Source organism: Stenotrophomonas chelatiphaga, from assembly GCF_032054965.1.
GTDB lineage: Bacteria > Pseudomonadota > Gammaproteobacteria > Xanthomonadales > Xanthomonadaceae > Stenotrophomonas > Stenotrophomonas chelatiphaga.
The window spans coordinates 13,072-30,357 of the sequence record NZ_DAMBRS010000006.1 but is presented as its reverse complement, the minus strand read 5'-3'; the positions used below and the strand labels follow the sequence as shown (position 1 = coordinate 30,357).

Annotated in this window: 12 protein-coding genes; 4 read left to right on the top strand and 8 right to left on the bottom strand. The window is 69.8% G+C overall.

The features are described from left to right. Positions 1-45: 45 nt before the first annotated feature. Together RTX79_RS09710 and RTX79_RS09705 are read right to left on the bottom strand one after the other, a co-directional pair. Positions 46-795, bottom strand: a complete 750-nt coding sequence (locus tag RTX79_RS09710) for an MlaE family lipid ABC transporter permease subunit (protein WP_042612164.1) — start codon at positions 793-795, stop codon at positions 46-48. Next, on the bottom strand, positions 795-1,583 hold the full coding sequence (locus RTX79_RS09705) for an ABC transporter ATP-binding protein (RefSeq protein ID WP_057508372.1): 789 nt from the start codon (positions 1,581-1,583) through the stop codon (positions 795-797). The genes RTX79_RS09710 and RTX79_RS09705 overlap by 1 nt, the downstream gene beginning before the upstream one ends. A 218-nt stretch (positions 1,584-1,801) precedes the next feature. Here RTX79_RS09705 and recC point away from each other — a divergent pair, with 218 nt between their 5' ends. The 3 genes from recC to recD are packed head-to-tail and all read left to right on the top strand — an operon-like array spanning position 1,802 to position 10,631. Then, the gene (gene recC / locus RTX79_RS09700; RefSeq protein ID WP_312683439.1) at positions 1,802-5,140 is read left to right on the top strand and encodes an exodeoxyribonuclease V subunit gamma; all 3,339 of its coding nucleotides are present in this window, start codon (positions 1,802-1,804) and stop codon (positions 5,138-5,140) included. Beyond that, a complete protein-coding gene (locus RTX79_RS09695; protein WP_312683437.1) occupies positions 5,137-8,787 on the top strand; it encodes an exodeoxyribonuclease V subunit beta in 3,651 nt (1,216 codons plus the stop codon). The genes recC and RTX79_RS09695 overlap by 4 nt, the downstream gene beginning before the upstream one ends. After that, entirely contained in the window at positions 8,784-10,631 is a 1,848-nt protein-coding gene (gene recD, locus RTX79_RS09690) for an exodeoxyribonuclease V subunit alpha (RefSeq protein WP_312683436.1), read from the top strand. The genes RTX79_RS09695 and recD overlap by 4 nt, the downstream gene beginning before the upstream one ends. Before the next feature lie 47 nt (positions 10,632-10,678). Here recD and RTX79_RS09685 read toward each other — a convergent pair whose 3' ends face one another. From RTX79_RS09685 to RTX79_RS09660, 6 genes are all read right to left on the bottom strand, one after another. Further along, positions 10,679-11,077, bottom strand: a complete 399-nt coding sequence (locus RTX79_RS09685) for a hypothetical protein (RefSeq protein WP_057508368.1) — start codon at positions 11,075-11,077, stop codon at positions 10,679-10,681. A gap of 151 nt (positions 11,078-11,228) precedes the next feature. Next, positions 11,229-13,229, bottom strand: a complete 2,001-nt coding sequence (locus tag RTX79_RS09680; RefSeq protein ID WP_312683434.1) for an FUSC family protein — start codon at positions 13,227-13,229, stop codon at positions 11,229-11,231. 5 nt (positions 13,230-13,234) lie between these two features. Beyond that, a complete protein-coding gene (locus RTX79_RS09675; RefSeq protein WP_312683590.1) occupies positions 13,235-14,641 on the bottom strand; it encodes an efflux transporter outer membrane subunit in 1,407 nt (468 codons plus the stop codon). A 14-nt stretch (positions 14,642-14,655) separates the two neighbouring features. Further along, positions 14,656-15,570: an efflux RND transporter periplasmic adaptor subunit gene (locus tag RTX79_RS09670; RefSeq protein WP_312683433.1), complete on the bottom strand. Its 915-nt coding sequence runs from the start codon at positions 15,568-15,570 to the stop codon at positions 14,656-14,658. After that, the gene (locus tag RTX79_RS09665) at positions 15,567-15,776 is read right to left on the bottom strand and encodes a DUF1656 domain-containing protein (RefSeq protein ID WP_042612171.1); all 210 of its coding nucleotides are present in this window, start codon (positions 15,774-15,776) and stop codon (positions 15,567-15,569) included. Before RTX79_RS09665 ends, RTX79_RS09670 begins: the two co-directional genes overlap by 4 nt. A gap of 107 nt (positions 15,777-15,883) precedes the next feature. Beyond that, positions 15,884-16,339 (bottom strand): MarR family winged helix-turn-helix transcriptional regulator, encoded by a 456-nt coding sequence (locus RTX79_RS09660; RefSeq protein ID WP_123700007.1) that lies wholly within the window; start codon positions 16,337-16,339, stop codon positions 15,884-15,886. Positions 16,340-16,583: 244 nt separating this feature from the next. On the opposite strand from RTX79_RS09660, the gene folE reads away from it, so the two are divergent. After that, entirely contained in the window at positions 16,584-17,195 is a 612-nt protein-coding gene (folE, locus tag RTX79_RS09655; protein ID WP_057508377.1) for a GTP cyclohydrolase I FolE, read from the top strand. Positions 17,196-17,286 lie beyond the last annotated feature (91 nt).

Genomic DNA, 17,286 nt, shown 5'->3' with positions numbered 1-17,286 from the left:
GGTCGTTCCCGCGCTGCCAGGCGCCGGAACCAGGAAGGAATACAGTTACTGGAACAGCATGGCCGACAGCACGAAGTTGAACATCAGCACCAGCAGCGACGCATTGACCACCGCGCGGGTGGTGGCGACGGAGGTGCCTTCGATGGTCGGCTCGGCGTGGAAGCCCACGTAGGAGGCCACCAGCGCCGCGGTGCCGCCGAAGATGGCCGATTTCAGCATCGCCACGCCGAAGTCGTTCCAGAAGTCCACGCTGTTGCGCAGCGCCGACCAGAACACGCCGTTGTCCAGGCCCAGCAGGTGCACCGCTTCGAAATAACTGGCCGAGATCGCCAGCGAGCAGAACACCCCGGTGAGCAGCGGCACGGTCAGCACCGCCGCCCAGAAGCGCGGGGCCACCGCCTTGGCGATCGGGTCGATGGCCATCAGCTCCAGCGCCTTGATCTGGTCGGTGGCGCGCATCAGGCCCAGTTCGGCGGCGATCGAACTGCCGGCGCGACCGATGAACAGCAGTGCGGTCAGCACCGGCGCCAGCTCGCGGTACAGCGACAGGCCCAGCAACGTGGACAGCGCATCGGCGGCGCCGAAGGTGGTCAGCGTGCGGTAGCCCTGCAGGGTCAGCACCAGGCCGACGAAAGCCCCGCCGACGGCGATGATCGGCAGCGAACGCGCGCCGATCTTGTAGATCTCGCGGGTCAGCTCGGCCAGGAAATCAGCGGTCGGCAGCGAACCGCGCAGCACGGTCAGCGAAAACAGACCGGCGCGTCCCAGTGAGCGGGTGGCGGCAACGAAGGGCATCAGGCAGTCCTCGCACGGGGCGCGGCGTCGAACGGGATCGGGCCATCCGGGCGGCCGTGCAGGAACTGCTGCAGCAACGGATCCTGGCTGGCTTCCAGCGCGGCGGGGCTGCCCTGGAACACCACGCCACCGTTGGCGATGGCAATCACCTGGTCGCAGATCGGCAGGGTCTCGTGCACGTGGTGGCTGACGATGATGCTGGTCAGGCCCAGGCTGTGGTTGAGGCGCTGGATCAGGCTCATGATGACCCCGGAGGCGATCGGGTCCAGTCCGGTCAGCGGCTCGTCGTAGATCATCAGCGGCGGATCCAGTGCCAGCGCGCGGGCCAGCGCGACGCGGCGTGCCATGCCGCCGGACAGTTCACGCGGCCAGGCATCACCGGCCGACAGCAGGCCCACCGCGTGCAGCTTCATCTGCACCAGGCGCTCGCGCACGGCCACCGGCAGCCGGGTATGCGCGCGCAGCGGCAACGCCACGTTCTCGCCGACGGTGAGGTCGGTCAACAGGCCATTGCCCTGCAGCAGCACGCCGACGCTCTTGCGCATTTCCAGCAGCTCGCGGTTGCCGGTCGGGATCGGCTTGCCGAACAGGGTCACTTCGCCCTGCACCGGACGCAGTTCACCGGTCAGCGCGGCCAGCAGGGTCGACTTGCCGCTGCCGGACGGACCGAGCACGGCGGTGATGCTGCCCTGCGGTACCTGCAGCGACACATCGCGCAGGATCGTGCGTCCGCCGCGCTCGATGCGGACGTTGGTCAACTGCACCAGAGGAGTCGTGGAAGCCTGCATGGGCACCATTTAACAATTTTCCAACGTTGAAGGATCAGGGCGCGGCGCTGAACATAAGCGTACTGGACCGTCCAGTATTGTCGCATGCGTGGTTGTGGCACGCGCGTAGCCGCTCCGGGACAGTCGAAGCGGCCTGGCGGAACAATCCACGGGCAGTGATCGGCAGGCCACATGCGTCCAGCATTCATTTACCACGCCGCTGCGGCAAACTGTACGCAATGAGCGACCCCTCCAGCGATTTCCGTCTTTACCATTCCAACTCGCTGGACGTGCTGGCCGCGTTGCTGGCCCGGCACGTGCGCGCGCCGCTGCCCGGCCAGCCGCTGCTGGACCCGGAAGTGGTGCTGATCCCGCAGGTAGCGATGCGGCGCTGGCTGCAGTCCACCCTGGCGGCCGAATACGGCGTCGCGGCCAACCTGGAGTTCCTGACCCCGGGTGAGTTCGTGGCGCGTGCGTTGAACGCCAACGTCCCCGGCGAAGCCGAGGACCTGGACGCAGCGGCCCTGCATTGGCGCCTGTATGCCGCACTGGGCGACGAGCAGTTGATGGCGCAGCCGCCGATGCGCGCGCTGCACAGCTACCTGTCCGGCGGCGACCCGCTGAAGCCCTGGGCGCTGGCCGGCGAGCTGGCCAGCGTGTTCGAGAAATACCAGGCCTGGCGCCGCGACTGGCTGCTGCGCTGGGACGCCGGGGCCGATCCGCAGGATCCGCAGGCGATCCTGTGGCGCGCCATCGCGCAGGGACGCGGCTACCGCGCGCGCCGCATCCAGGCCTATCTGGAACAGTTCGAAGGCGCCGGCAAACCGTTGCCGCAGGGCCTGCCACTGCGCCTGTCCGCCTTCGCCACGCTGAACATCTCGCCCGACGTGCTGCGGGTGATGGCCACCCAGGCGCGCGTGGGCGAACTGCATTTCTACCTGCCCACGCCGGTGCAGGCGTACTGGGGCGACCTGCAGACGCTGGGCGAGAAGCTGCGCAGTGGCGCGCCGGATCCGTTCGGCGAAGCGGCCGGCGAGAACCGCCTGCTGGAGGCCTGGGGCGCGGCCGGCCGTGATTTCATGGCGGTGCTGGGCAGCTACGAAGTGGTGCATCCGTCCGGCGAGATCGGCGCCTACGACGATCCCGAGGACGACGTGCGCCCGCCGATGGAGCAGGGCGGCCTGTCCGACAGCCTGCTGCACCGGCTGCAGCGCGACCTGTTCCACCGCCGCGGCCTGCCGTCGGGCCCGCCGTTGCCGGCGCTGCGGCTGGACGATCCCAGCCTGCAGGTACATGCCTGCCATACCCGCCTGCGCGAACTGCAGGTGCTGCACGACCAGCTGCGCGGCCTGCTGCAGGATCCGCGCTTCGACCCGCCGCTGCAGGCGCGCGACATCGCCGTGCTGGCACCGGACATCGATCCCTACGTGCCGTACCTGGAGGCGGTGTTCGGCGGGCGCAGCGGCGGCGAGGACCACATTCCCTACGCGCTGGCCGATACCAGCCCGCTGGCCGGCGAGCCGCTGGCCGATGTGTTCGTGCACCTGCTGGGCCTGCCGGTGTCGCGCTTCGGCTTGAATGAAGTGCTGGACCTGCTGGCCAGTGCGCCGCTGGCCGAAGCCGCCGGACTGGATGCGGCCGCCTTTGATCGCCTGCACGACTGGCTGCAGGCGGCGGGCGCGCGCTGGGGGCTCAGCGCCGACCACCGTCGCCAGCACCAGGCGCCGGCCGACGATGCCTTCACCTGGCAGTTCGCGCTGGACCGGCTGCTGCTCGGCCATGCCAGTGGCAGCGAGGGTGACATCGCCGGCGTGGCCCCGTGGCCGGAACTGGAAGGCAGTGCGCTGGATGCGTTGGACCGCCTGCTGCGCCTGTTGCGGGTGCTGGCGGTGTACCAGCAGCGGCTGGGTGAAACGTTGACCCCGGCACAATGGCGGCAACGCCTGCTGGCACTGCTCGACGCGCTGCTGCCGACTCCGCCGTCGTCACCGAACAGCCAGCGCGCGCTGGAGCGCCTGCGGCGGCTGATCAACCAGTTCGCCGAAGACGCGGACAAGGCCGGATTCGACGGCCGTGTCCCGGCCGAGGTGATCCGCGCGCATTTCGCCGGCGCGCTGGCCGAGGCCGATACGCGCGCGCCCCTGCTGACCGGTGGCATCAGCTTCGGTCGCATGGTGCCGATGCGCCTGCTGCCGTTCCGGGTGATCTGCGTGCTGGGCCTCAACGATGGCGACTTCCCACGCCGTGACCCGGCGGCCGGGCTCAACCAGCTCACCGCCGAACTGGACAGCGCGCGCCGTCGCCCGGGTGACCGTTCGCTGCGCGAGGATGATCGCTTCCTGTTCCTGCAGCTGTTCGCCGCCGCGCAGGATGCGTTCTACCTGAGCTACCTCGGCGCGGACCCACGCGATGGCAGCGTGCGCGAGCCCTCGGTGCTGGTCAGCGAACTGATCGACGCGGCGATGCAGTACCACGTCGATCCACGTGAAGCGGCCAAGCAGTTCGTGGTGCGGCATGCCTTGCAGCCGTTCTCGCCGGCGGCATTCGGTGGCGGCGACCCACGGCGTTTCAGCTATCGCCGCCAATGGCATCCCGCCGCAGCCACCGTGGGCGGTGCCCGTGGCCAGCTGCCGGCCTGGATCAGCGCGCCGCTGCCCGCGCCGACTGCGGACCCCGAAGCGGTGGAATCGCGGCTGTCGCTGGATGAACTGCGCCGCTTCCTGGTCGATCCTGCGGGCCAGTTCCTGTCGCTGTCGCTGGGCCTGCGCCTGCCCGGGGAGATGCAGGAAACCGACGACGTGGAGCCGCTGGTGTTGTCCGAACGCAGCGCTGAGGCGCGCAGCGTGCAGCTGGCCGTGGTGCAGGCCACGCTGCGCGAGGATGACGCGCCGTTGTACCCGCGGCTGCGCGCACGCGCGCTGCTGCCGTCCGGTGCCCTGGGCGAACGCGGTTTCGATGCGCTGCAGGCACAGTCGCGTCCGTATGCGCTGGCCCTGCGCGAGTGGTTGGGCGATACACCGCTGGAAAGCCGCCGCTATGAAGTGGACATCGACGGCGTGCGCCTGCATGGCCGGGTCGCTGACCGCCACCCGGCGGGCCTGGTGCGCCTGCGCACCGGCAGCCTGAACGGTAATGCGGCGATCCGGCATGGGCTGGACTGGCTGCTGGCCAATGCCGCCGGCGATGCACTGCCGCTGGTGCAGTTCCACGATGAAGGCGAGAACGGCGTGGGTCCGCACCTGCTGCCCGCGTTGCCACCCACGCAGGCCCGCGATGCCCTGCGCAGCCTGCTGCAGCTGCGCGCGCGCGGCCTGCGTGAGCCGCTGCCGTTCGGTCCCTATACCGGCTGGACCCTGCATACGACGCCTGCGGAAAAGCAGTTCAATGAAGCCGCCAAGCGCTGGCACGGTTCTGACCGCAGCTGGGGCGAAGCGCAGGGCGAGGCGATCCAGCTTGCGCTGCGCGGGCAGGATCCGTTCAAGGACGACGCCAGCTTCGCCGACCTGCTGCACATCAGCCGCGTGGTGTTCAGCGCGGTGCGCGAAGGCCGCGCGCTGCGCGAGGAGGGCGGGCAATGAGCAACGACAGGGACACGCTGCAGGCTGATCCGTACCTGGCGCTGCCGTTGCACGGGGTGCAGCTGATCGAAGCCAGCGCCGGCACCGGCAAGACGTTCACCCTGGCCACGCTGTTCACCCGGCTGGTGGTGGAGCAGGGCCTGCGCATCGGCCAGGTGCTGGCGGTGACCTTCACCGACGCGGCTACCCAGGAGCTGCGCAAGCGCATCCGCGAGCGCCTGGCGCTGGCTGCGCAGCTGGTGGATCGCGCGCCGGCCGATGGCGATACCCCCGACGTGCTGCTGACCCGGTGGGTGCTGCAGCGGCACCTGCAGACCGGCACGGAAAGCGCCGCTGCGCTGCAGCGCCGGCTGCAGGTCGCCGCCGATGAGATCGACCTCGCCGCGATCTTCACCATCCACGGCTTCTGCACCCGCGTGCTGCGCGAACATGCGCTGGAAAGCGGACATACCTTCGATCCGCCGGAGCTGCTGGCCAGTGACCGTGCGCTGCTGGAAGAACTGGCCGCCGACCTGTGGCGCGTGCATGCCAGTGATGCGACCGCGATCGATGCGCTGACCTGGCTGTGGAAGACCCCCGAGGCCCTGGCCGGTGACCTGCCTGACCTGTTGAAGCCGTTGCCGTTGCTGCCCCCGGCAGGCGTGGTCGGTGAGGATCCGACACTGCGGCTGCAACACGCCGCCGATGCGCTGGGCCAGGCCATCCGCGATCACGGTGATGCCTTCTTCGGCGCACTGTGTGAAGCGGTGGACGCCAAGTGGCTCAACGGCGCCTCCTACAAACTGGGCTGGCTGCAGCCGCTGTGTTCGCAGCTGCGCGATTGGGCGCTGCATGACGGGCCGGCCACGGTGCTCGACAGCGAGCGCCTGCCTGCGCTGCTGCCAGCCGCTCTGGAAGGCAAGACCAACAAGGCGCATGCCGGCCGCACGCCGGGGTCGCCGCTGCAGCCGGCACTGCAGGACTACCTGCAGGCCCGGCAGGCGCGGCTGGACTGGCTGCGTGGCCGAGCGGTCAATTTCCTGCACGACCTGCGTGCCGAAGCCCGCCAGCGGCTGGATGCGCTCAAGCGCGTGCGTCGCGTGCAGACCTATGACGACCTGATCGACGGGGTGGCCAACGCGCTCGCCGGTCCGCACCGCGACACCCTGGTGCGGCAGCTGCGCAGCCAGTACCGCATCGCGCTGGTCGACGAATTCCAGGACACCGATGATCGCCAGTGGGGGATCTTCCATACGGTGTTCGGCGACAGCGAAGCAACGCGCGAGGCCGGGCTGGCGCCGGCGCTGTTCCTGATCGGCGATCCGAAGCAGGCGATCTACGGGTTCCGCGGTGGTGACATCCATACCTACCTCAAGGCCAAGCGCGGGGCGCAGGTCGCACCGGCGCTGGACCGCAATTTCCGCTCGCGCCCGGGCGTGCTGCGTGCGTTGCAGTCGCTGTACGACAACGCCGGTCCCACCGCCTTCCTGGACGAGGGCATTCCCTTCGAACCGGTGGCCGCCGGTGGCGTGCGCGGCGACGCGGACTACCTGCGCGATGGCCAGCCGGCGCCAGGCCTGACCCTGCGCGTACTGCGCAATGAAGGCGGGCGTCCGTTCAACGCCGATCCCTCGCGCGAGGTGGCCTGCGCCGCCTGCGTGGCCGACATCCACCAGGTGCTGGTGGACGCACGTGCCGGCCGTGCCGAACTGCGCGGTCGCCCGGTACAGCCGGGCGACATCGCGGTGCTGGTGCGTTCGCACCGCGAAGCCACGCTGGTGCAGCGCGGGCTGGCCGCAGCGGGTATTCCCGCCGTTGCCGCGGGCAAGCAGAGCCTGTTCGCCACCAGCGAAGCGCAGGACCTGCGCGCGCTGCTGATGGCCCTGCTGCAACCGGCCGATGAAGGACGCCTGCGCGCGGCACTGGCGACGGTGCTGCTGGGTCAGGACGCAGCGGCGATCGCCGGCATGGAACGCGACGGCGATGTGCAGCGCGGCTACCAGGCGCAGCTGCTGCAGTGGCGCGAACGCTGGACCCGCGGCGGGCCGTTCGCGGTGATCGCCGATGCCTGCGCCGGCCAGGCTGAACGCCTGCTGGCGCTGCTGGACGGCGAACGCCGGTTGACCAACTACCTGCAGTTGGGCGAGCTGCTGCAGGAGGCTTCGGCCCAGGCGCTGGGCATGCACGGCCTGCTTGACTGGCTGCAGGGCCAGATGGCGCATGCCGACCAGAACGACGAACAGCAGCTGCTGCGGCTGGAATCGGACGCGCGCCGGGTACAGATCATCACCCTGCACAAGAGCAAGGGCCTGGAATACCCGCTGGTCTACCTGCCGTTCGTCGGTATCGACGGCGGTGCGCCGAACACCGCCAGCAACTGCACCGTGCATGCGCAGGATCGCCGCGAACTGCACTGGAAGCTGGACAAGGACGCAGCCTGGGACGCGGCCACCGCACTGCGCGACCAGGAGCAGCGCGCCGAAGATGCGCGCCTGCTGTACGTGGGCCTGACCCGCGCCGAGCACGCGCTGTGGATCGCCGTCGGCGACCTCGCCGGACTGGCGAAGACCCGGCTGGCGCCGATGCTGGGCGAGCTGACGGCGTTGGCGGCGCATGCCGATATCCGCGTCGATGCGCGCCCGCTGGCGCCACGCCCTGCGCAGCTGGCGCTGGAAGACGAAGGCGAGCTGCCGCCGGTGCGGTTGATCGAACGGCGGGTGCCACACGACTGGTGGGTGTACAGCTTCACCCAGCTGGCCAACGCCGATGCCGGCCAGGACATCGATGCCGCCGCCACCGAAGTGCCCGCGCCCGCCGCCGACGAACCCGCCGGTGCCGACCTGCCGCTGGAACCGGCGCTGCCGGCCGGCAGTGAAGCGGACAGCGTCGCGGTGGATCCGCGCTTCATGGGCAGTCGCTTCGGCAACGTGCTGCACGACGCGCTGGAGAACACCGACTTCGCCGCCTGGGGCGACTGGCAACCGGGCGAGCAGGCACCGGAAGGCCAGGCCGCGGTGCTGCGCAAGGCGCTGCGCGAGGAAGGCTACGCCGATGCCGACCTGGACGAAGGCGTCGAGGTCCTGGTGCCGTTGGTCGGCCACACGCTGACCGTGCCGCTGCCGGAGGGCGGGGCCCTGCACGAGCTGCCCGCGGCCCAGCGCCGCGCGGAAATCGAGTTCCACTTCGCCATGCAGCCCACCGCGGTGCCGGCGCTGCTGCAGCTGCTGCATCGTTTCGGCATCGTGCCGGCGCGCCGCGGCTTCGGCCTTCGCCGCCAGCTGGAAGGGCTGATGACCGGCAAGATCGACCTGACCTACGTGCGCGAGGGCCGCTGGTACGTGCTCGATTACAAATCCAACCGCTTGCCAGGCTACACCGCGGACCTGCTGCGCGCGGCCATGCGCCACAGCGAATACGACCTGCAGGCCTTGATCTACACCGTCGCCCTGCACCGTTGGCTTCGTTTCCGGCTGGGCAGCCGCTACGACTACGCGCGCGACATGGGCGGCATCCGTTACCTGTTCTGCCGCGGGCTGGGCGTGGACGGCGAAGGCGTGCATGCAGCGCGTTTCGAGCCCGCACTGGTGGATGCGCTGGACGCCCTGTTCGCCGGCGGTGACGCTGCCCAGGCGGCGCTGGTCGCCCGCGTGGTGGGGGGCGTGGCATGAGCCTGCTGGTGGAACTGAAAGCCGCCGGCCAGCTGCGCACGCTGGACCATGCGCTGGCGCTCAGCCTCGGGCGGCTGCGGCCGGAAACCCCGCCTTCGATCCTGGTCGCTGCCGCACTGGCCTCGCTGGCGGTGTCGCAGGGGCACGCCGGCTTCGATCCGGGGCAGCCGCAGCGGCTGGTGGAAGGCAGCTTCAGCTGGCCGAGCCCGGGCCAGTGGCTGCAGCAACTGCACGACTCGCCGTGGGTGGCACGCCCGGAGCAGGCCGATGCGGTCAGCGTTGATGCGCCGCTGGTGCTGGAAAACGGTCTGGTCTATCTGCGCCGCTACCGCGAATACGAACGGCAGCTGGCCGAAGGGTTGCAGCGCATCGGCCGGCACCCGTTGCCGAGCGTGGCGCTGGAGGCGATCGCGCCGCTGTTCGCGGACCTGTTCCCGCAGGCGGCCGGGCGTGTCGACCACCAGGCGCGCGCCGCGGCGGTGAGCCTGCGCCACCCGTTGGCCCTGGTGACCGGCGGACCGGGTACCGGCAAGACCACCACCATCGCGCGGCTGTTGCTGCTGCTGGTCGCGCAGGCCGTGCAGGCGGGCCAACCGGCGCCGCGCGTGGCGCTGGCCGCACCGACCGGGCGCGCCGCCGAACGCATGGCCGAAAGCCTGCGCCTGGCGCTGCAGCGACTGCAGGCCGAAGGCCTGGCGCCTGAGCTGTGCGCGGCCCTGCCCAGCAGTGGCACCACCCTGCACCGGCTGCTCGGCGTGATCCCGGATTCCCCGCGCTTCCGCCACCATGCCGAGAACCCGCTGCCGTTCGATGTGGTGGTGGTCGACGAAGCGTCGATGATCGACCTGCCGCTGATGGCCAAGCTGGTGGAGGCCATCGCCTCCGGCACCCGGCTGATCCTGCTGGGCGATCCGGACCAGTTGCCGTCGGTGGAGGCAGGCGATGTGCTCAGCGCCATCCTGCGCGCCAGCGGCGATGGCGAGGGCACCCGCCATGACGATGCACGCGCGCTGCAGCCGTTGCTGGCCGCGGCCACGCTGCGGCCGGAAGCACCGCCCAGCCCGTTTGCCGGCCGCCGGGTGCAGTTGCAGCGCGGCTATCGACAAAGCGATGCGCTGGACCTCGCCCCCTTGGCCACGGCCGTACGCCAGGGTGACAGTGCTGCGGCGCTGACGCTGCTGCGGCAAGGCACGCTGGCCGGCGTCAGCTTCCACGAAGGCCTGCTGGATCCGCTGCAGGAGCAGCGTGAGCACCTGCTGGCGCAGTGGCGCGCGCTTGCCGACAGTGGCGATCCGGCCACCGCGCTGGCCCAGGCTGGCCGCCTGCGGGTGCTGACCGCGCTGCGCGAAGGGCCGCAGGGCGCGCGCGGGCTGAACCATCGCATCGAAACCCTGTTGGCCGGTGCAAACGCCGGTTACTTCCACGGCAGGCTGCTGCTGGTGACCGAAAACAGCTATCGCCACCGCCTGTTCAACGGCGACGTGGGCATCTGCCTGCGCGATGCCGGCGGCGGCATCGCGGCGTGGTTCCCGGGTGATGACATGGCCCATCCCCGTGCGTTCCATCCGGCGGCCCTGCCGGCCCACGAAAGCGCGTTCGCGATGACCGTGCACAAGGCCCAGGGGTCGGAATTCGACGAAGTGTGGCTGCAGTTGCCGCGTCATGACAGCCGGGTGTTGTCGCGCGAACTGGTATACACCGGGCTGACCCGGGCGCGGACGCGGTTGCACCTGGCGGGGTCGGCGGAGGTGCTGGAGAAGGCCCTGCAGCGCCACGCCAGCCGGTTGTCCGGGCTGGCATGGCGGCTGGGCGCCGAGGCAGTGCAGGGCGAACTGTTGCTGTAACGCCCTGATGCATGCCGGGCATGGCCCGGCGCTACATCAGGCATCGCTTATTCCAGCACCAGCACGGTGCCGTCCGGGTACACGATGGCGGCTTCATCGCTGCTGGCATCGAAGAAGCCCAGGCCATGCTGGAAGGCCAGCACCTGCACCATCTCATGCGCACGCTCGGCCACGTCATCGGCGAACGAACCGTAGATGACATGGGCGGCGATGCTGTAGTCGGTCACTTCGTCGCGGTCGTCTTCATCGTCGGACAGCGGGCCGTTCATCGGCGGGAAGTGTTCGGCGATCTCGGCGAACCAGGCCTGCAGGGCCGGCGCGGCGACCTTCGGATCATCATGGTCATGATCCTCGTTCCAGTCGGTCTGCTTCTCGTACCAGGCAATGAAGGCGGTCGCTTCGCGCGGCGCCACGCTGGCATCGAAGACCATCATGTCGTAGCTCATCGGGATGTTCCTGTTGAAGGTGCGCAGCAAGCGCGGACGCGCAGGGTAGCGCGCCGCCGCTTGCGGCGGGATGACTGGCCGGGCGGCGGGCGGACATCGGGTGGGGAAACGGCCGGTCATTGGACGCGGAAACGGCCAACAGCAGCGAATGTCAGCCTTCCGCGTCCGGGAACAGCGCGAAGCGCAGGCCCACCAGGCCCATCAGCGCCTCGTCGCGCGCCTTGCAGGCGGCAACGCCCCCCACCCGCGACAGCGAGGCATCCAGACGCCCGCGCAGCGCCCCGTCACCGGGCAGGGGGCGTCGCGCGGCCACCTGGCGGCGGTAATGCGCGGCGATCTCGGCCAGGATCCGTTCCACCGCTTCGCGGCTGCGTTCGGGCAGTTCCAGCCGGGCGCGCCGCAGCTGCAGGATGTTCAGTCCCACGCGGGCTTCGGTCAGCATGTCCACCGACGCGATGTCGCTGCCCTCCGGGGTCGCCGCCAGGCGCGGCGCCAGCAGTCCCAGCAGGTCCAGCATGCGCGCGGCGAAGCGCTCGCGATCCTGCTGGCCACGCCCTTCGGCCGCTTCGGCCAGCGTGGTCCAGCCCTGCCGCACCAGTCGCCGCGCGGTCCATTCGGCCCCCACCGAACGGAACAGGCGGGTCATCACCACGGCAAAACCAATGCCGATGAACATCGCCACCGCTGAATTGACGAAGCTCTGGATGTTGGCGCTGTAGGTGTTCTGCACGCTCAGCAGCGCCACCAGGTTCACCGTCAACGGCAGCGCGAACAGCATCGTCTTCGGGTGGTGCAGCAGCACGCCCAGCGGCAGGAACACCACTGCCAGCAGCAGCACCAGCAGGCCGAAGTCATGCACGGCCGGGAAAATGCCGAACAGGTAGATGCCGGCGACCACGCTGGCCACCACCGCCCACACCAGGAACGACATCATGCTCGGGGCCGGATCGTCCTGCGCGGCGAAGAACGCCGCTGCGACCGCGGCCATCATCGCGCCGTTGCCGCCGCCTTCCCAGCCCAGCCCGATCCACAGCACGCAGTAGCTCATCAGGGCGATGCCTGCGCTGAGCGCGGAGAACAGCGCCATGCCGTAATCCACGTGGCGGCTTTCGGCAACGCTGCCGGTGCTGATGCGGTAGTGGCTGGCGTCCTGCGGTGCGCTGCCCTGCTCGATGGCCTGGTGCAGCGCGCGGCAGTCCGCCCACAGGTCCACCAGTTCTTCCAGCCGCAGCAGCAGCGAGGCCAGCTGCAGGTGCTGCAGGTCACCGTCCACCTGCGGCTTCAACGCGCTGATGCGGGCGCGCAGCCGGTCATGCGAGGGGCTTTCGGTGGGGGCTTCCAGCCAGTGGCGGATGTCCTCCACCAGGGATTCCAGGCCGTCGGGCAGGCCGTCGCCGTGGCGGCGCAGCGCGCCCAGGCGGTCGGCGATGGAGGACAGTACCGGCAGCAGCAACAGCATGCGTTCGCGCAGCTGCTGCATCGACACCGCCGCGCCGGCATGGCGCGGATCGTCGCGACGCAGGAACTCGATCAGCGCCTCGAACTGCACCAGGTCGGCGGCCAGCCGGTTGCGCGGTGCATGCGCGCGGCCGCCTTCCAGGATCTGCCGGCACCAGTGCGCCGCATCATCCATCCAGTTGCCGATGCGGCCGGTCAGCATCGGCCGCACCGATGCCGGGAACACCAGCGCGGCGAACAGCACCGCCACCACCGTGCCGAGGATGATCTCCTCGCTGCGGGCCACCACAGTATCGAAGATCAGCTCCGGCGAGGTCACCGCCGGGAAGCCGATGAAGGCGGTGGTGTAGCCGGCCAGCAGGAACGCATAGCCCCGCGGGCCGCGGTTGAGCAGGGCCATGAACAGGCAGCCGGCCAGCCACAGCGACATCGCCGCGCTGAGCAGCAGCGGCGTTTCCACCAGGTGCGGCAGCATCAGCAGGGTAGCCGCACCGGCCAGCAACGTGCCGAGGATGCGGTACACGCCCTTGGCCCGGGTCGGGCCGAGCAGTGGCTGGCTGACGATGTAGACCGTGGCCATCGCCCAGTACGGCCGCGACAGATTCCCGGCCAGGCCGATGTACAGCGCGGTGATCGAGGCCAGATAGGTCTTGATCGAGAACATCCAGCCTTGCCGGTCCAGCAGCACGTGCATCGCGCTTACCTCGCCGCCGCGGGAACGGCAGCGGCAGCGGCCGGAGCATCCCAGCCACCCCCCAGCGCCAGGAACAGATGGATCTGGTCACGCGACACCTGCGCCTGCGCATCGGCCAGGGTGGCGTCGGCGGTGGCCAGGCTGCGGTCGGCATCCAGGCTGGACAGGTACGGCGTGCGGCCGCCCTGGTACAGGCGGCGGTTCTGTTCGGCCGCCAGCGTGGCCTGCTGCTGGGACACCTGCAGCGACTGCAGGCGGCGCAGGTCCTGCGCATACCGGTCCAGCGCGGTCTGGGTCTCGCGCAGCGCCTGCAGCACGGTCTGGTCGAATTCGGCCAGTGCTGCATCGGCACCGGCTTCGGTGGCGCGGATGCGCGAACGGGTGCCCGACGAGGGCAGCGTCCAGGAGATCAGCGGGCCGAACGACCACTGCTGGGTCAACGGCTCACCGAAGTCGGCCAGCAGGCCGGCCGCCCCGACCGAGGCCCCCAGCCGGATGTCCGGATACAGTTCCGCGGTGGCCACGCCGATGCGTGCGGTGGCCGCAGCCAGCCTGCGTTCGGCCTGGCGCACGTCCGGTCTACGCGCCAGCAGCGCGCGGCCATCGCCGATCGGCAGCTGGCCGGGGGTCTGCCCGAGCAGCGCGGCGAGCGAATAGGCAGCGGCCTGGCGCTTGGCCTGCAGCGGCGGCAGCGCGGCTTCCAGCATCGCCACCTGGGCGTTGGCGCGCGCCAGTTCCGGCGCGGTGCCGCGACCGGCGGCGATCAACCGCTGGGTCACCTCGCGGCCACGCTGCTGCAGCTGCAGCGAATGGCTGGCGACGTGCAGCTCGTGGTTGGCGTGGCAGATTTCCAGATAGTTGTCGGCCACCTCGGCAACGACGCTGATGCGCGCGATATCGCGCGCTGCGGCCACCGACTGCTCATCGGCATGCGCCGCTTCGGCGCCCCGCTTGAGCTTGCCGAACAGGTCGAACTGATAACTCACCGCGAACTTGCCGTCGGCCAAGTTGATCGGCGGCAGTTCGTGCTCCAGCAGGAACGATTCGGCCGAAAGCTGCGCCCGGCTGACCCCGGCCTCGGCCTCGTAGTCGAAGCCACCGGCGTCCAGCGCCTGTTCGTACATGGCCGCGGCGCGGCGCAGGTGGGCATCGGCTGCCTTCAATTCCAGGTTGTCGCGCAGCGCGTGTTCAACCAGGCCATCCAGCACCGGATCCTGGTACAGCGACCACCAGCGGGCGGGCAGTTCGGCACTGGCCGCGACCTGCGCGTTGCCGGTGTCGATGAAGGCACTGTTCGCCGCAGGGCGATTGAACGCGGACCCTTCCGGCACGGCGTAGTCCGGGCCGACGGTGCGGCAGGCGGCCAGCCCGGCCAGGGTGACCACCAGCGCCAGCCTGGGCAGGCCGTGCAGGGGCGTGCGCAGGTTCACAGGCCCGCCCGTGCCGGCGTGACACCGGCCTTGTGCGCGGCGGTGCCGTGGATGTCCACGGTCACCGTGGCGGTACGGCCGGAGATCAGCTGCACGCCAGCGGGTACCTGGTCGATGCGGATGCGCACCGGGATCCGCTGCGCCAGCCGCACCCAGTCGAAGGCCGGGGTGACGTTGGGCAGCAGGCTGCTGCCATCGGTGCGGTAACGGTCTTCGATGCCGGCGGCGATGCTTTCCACGTGGCCCTGCAGCGCCACGTCCTCGCCCATCAGGCGGATGTCCACCGGCTGCCCGGGAGCCACGCCGCGCAGGCGGGTTTCCTCGAAGTAGCCGTCCACGCGGAACGAGGTGGTATCCAGCAGGGCCAGCACCGGCTTGCCGGCGGTCACGTAGTCACCCACGCGGACGGTGCGGTCGTTGATCTGCCCATCGGCCGGGGCGCGCACCTCGGTCCGTGCCAGGTTCAGTACCGCCAGGTCGACCGCCGCCTGCGCGGTGGCCTGGGCTGCCTGCGCGGCCTGCAGCTTGGCCCGCCGCACTTCCGCATCCTCGCCGGCCACCAGGTCCTGCAGGCTGCGATCGCGGGCGATCTCACGGCGCAGCTGGGCCACCGTCGCCTGCCGTTCGGCCAACGACGCGCGTGCCAGCTCCAGCGCGATCCGGTAGCGCGCGCGGTCGACCACGAACAGCAGCGCGCCCTTCTTCACCGCCTGGTTGTCGCCCACGTCCACCGCCTCGACCAGTCCGGAAACATCGGGCGCGACCTGCACCACGTCGGCGCCGATGTGCGCATCGCGGGTCCAGGGCTCGTCCATGTAATAGACCCACAGCTGGCGCAGCACCAGCAGGGCGACGATCACCGCCAGCACGGTCAGCACCGGCGGAAGGGCTTTGTTGACGATCTTTTTCACGATTGCATCCAACGCAGGAGGTGGAACAACCCACCGAGCACGATGCCGTACAGGGCCAGGTTGAAGAGGGCGGGGTGCCAGACCAGCCGATAGGCGCCACTGCGCTGCAGCAGCACGCGCAGGCCGCTGTTGAGCACATAGGCGAGCAGCATCAGCCCGAGCAGGGTCGGGACGAACACACCATGGAGACTGAATTCACCGGGCATCGGCAGGGATCTGGCTTCGGAACGGGGGAGGGAACCGCAACAGCAACAGCAACGGGCGAACGCCGCTGGCGTCTGCACGGCAGCGGTATCCCCCGGGACAACAACGCTCAGGTAATGCGATCGACCGCGGCGGACAGCAGCTGCCACACCTTCAGCACCGCGCGCAGCTCGTCCATGGACAGCTCGCCGAAGACTTCTTCGCGCAGGCCGATCAGCTGCTGTTCCAGCTCGCTGACCAGTGCCTGGCCTTCATCGGTCAGCCACAACAGGTTGGCGCGGCGGTCGCTGGCATCGCATTCGCGGCGCACCAGCCCGCTGGCTGACAGCTTGTCCAGCAGGCGCACCAGCGAAGGGCCTTCCAGCCCCAGCTGCTGGGCCAGGGTGACCTGGCGGATGCCCCCGCCGGAGCGGCCGATCATCAGCAGCGGCATGGTGCAGGCAGTGGAAATGCCATAGCTGCCCAGCGCGCTATCGGCCAGGCGCTGCCACTGCCGCCCTGAATGGAGCAGGCCGGAGCTGAGCTGCATCTGCAGCCGGGTACGTTCGTCTAGGGAAGTGTTCATGGCAGATAGATAGGATACTACTAATTTCATTCCTATCAATACCCCTCGCGCCGCATGGTTCAGCGTCCGACCCTGGTGAGTTTCCTGCCGGACGGGCGGCCACCAGGAGCTGTCAGGGGCGACGCCAACCCAGGAACCCGTCTCATCCGGCGCCAGCAGGCGGCCGGCGAACCCGGGCACGGGCAGGGGACGACTCCCCCCTTGGTCGGCTACCATGCTCGACCCCTCCGGGATGCAGTTCGCAATGAGCAACGACAACAATTCCAAGGCGCCGCAGGGCGATGTTTCCCAGACGCAGGCCGAAGAGGCCGTGCGCACCCTGCTGCGCTGGGCCGGTGAAGACCCGACCCGCGAAGGCCTGCTGGATACCCCGCGCCGGGTCGCCGAGGCCTATGGCGACTGGTTCAGCGGCTACCGCGATGACCCGCGCGCCTACATGGAGCGCACCTTCGAAGAGGTCGCCGGCTATGACGAGCTGATCGTGCTGCGCGACATCGAATACGAAAGCCACTGCGAACACCACATGGCGCCGATCATCGGCCGCGTGCACGTCGGCTACCTGCCGGCTGGCAAGGTGGTGGGCATCAGCAAGCTGGCCCGCGTGGTGGAAGCCTATGCGCGCCGCTTCCAGGTGCAGGAAAAGATGACCGCGCAGATCGCCCAGTGCATCCAGGACGTGCTGCAGCCGATCGGCGTGGGCGTGGTGGTCGAAGGTGCCCACGAATGCATGACCACCCGCGGCATCCACAAGCGCGGCGTCAGCATGGTCACCTCGAAGATGCTGGGCAGCTTCCGCGAAGATGCCCGCACCCGCGCCGAATTCCTGCGTTTCATCGAAGTCGGCGGCAAGCGCTGATCGCGTTGCCTGTGCGGCGCCGGCCTGCGTGGCCGGTGCCGTTCCCGCTGCGCGCCCGTCCGCCGCTGCCCGCCTATCCGGATTCCCTCGC

Bases quoted from the DNA above. Each gene is read 5' to 3' on its own strand.
- RTX79_RS09685 (WP_057508368.1), bottom strand. From the start codon at position 11,077: ATGAGCTACGACATGATGGTCTTCGATGCCAGCGTGGCGCCGCGCGAA.
- folE (WP_057508377.1), top strand. From the start codon at position 16,584: ATGAGCAACGACAACAATTCCAAGGCGCCGCAGGGCGATGTTTCCCAG.
- recC (WP_312683439.1), top strand. From the start codon at position 1,802: ATGAGCGACCCCTCCAGCGATTTCCGTCTTTACCATTCCAACTCGCTG.
- RTX79_RS09705 (WP_057508372.1), bottom strand. From the start codon at position 1,583: ATGCAGGCTTCCACGACTCCTCTGGTGCAGTTGACCAACGTCCGCATC.
- RTX79_RS09680 (WP_312683434.1), bottom strand. From the start codon at position 13,229: ATGCACGTGCTGCTGGACCGGCAAGGCTGGATGTTCTCGATCAAGACC.
- RTX79_RS09695 (WP_312683437.1), top strand. From the start codon at position 5,137: ATGAGCAACGACAGGGACACGCTGCAGGCTGATCCGTACCTGGCGCTG.
- RTX79_RS09665 (WP_042612171.1), bottom strand. From the start codon at position 15,776: ATGCCCGGTGAATTCAGTCTCCATGGTGTGTTCGTCCCGACCCTGCTC.
- recD (WP_312683436.1), top strand. From the start codon at position 8,784: ATGAGCCTGCTGGTGGAACTGAAAGCCGCCGGCCAGCTGCGCACGCTG.
- RTX79_RS09660 (WP_123700007.1), bottom strand. From the start codon at position 16,339: ATGAACACTTCCCTAGACGAACGTACCCGGCTGCAGATGCAGCTCAGC.
- RTX79_RS09710 (WP_042612164.1), bottom strand. From the start codon at position 795: ATGCCCTTCGTTGCCGCCACCCGCTCACTGGGACGCGCCGGTCTGTTT.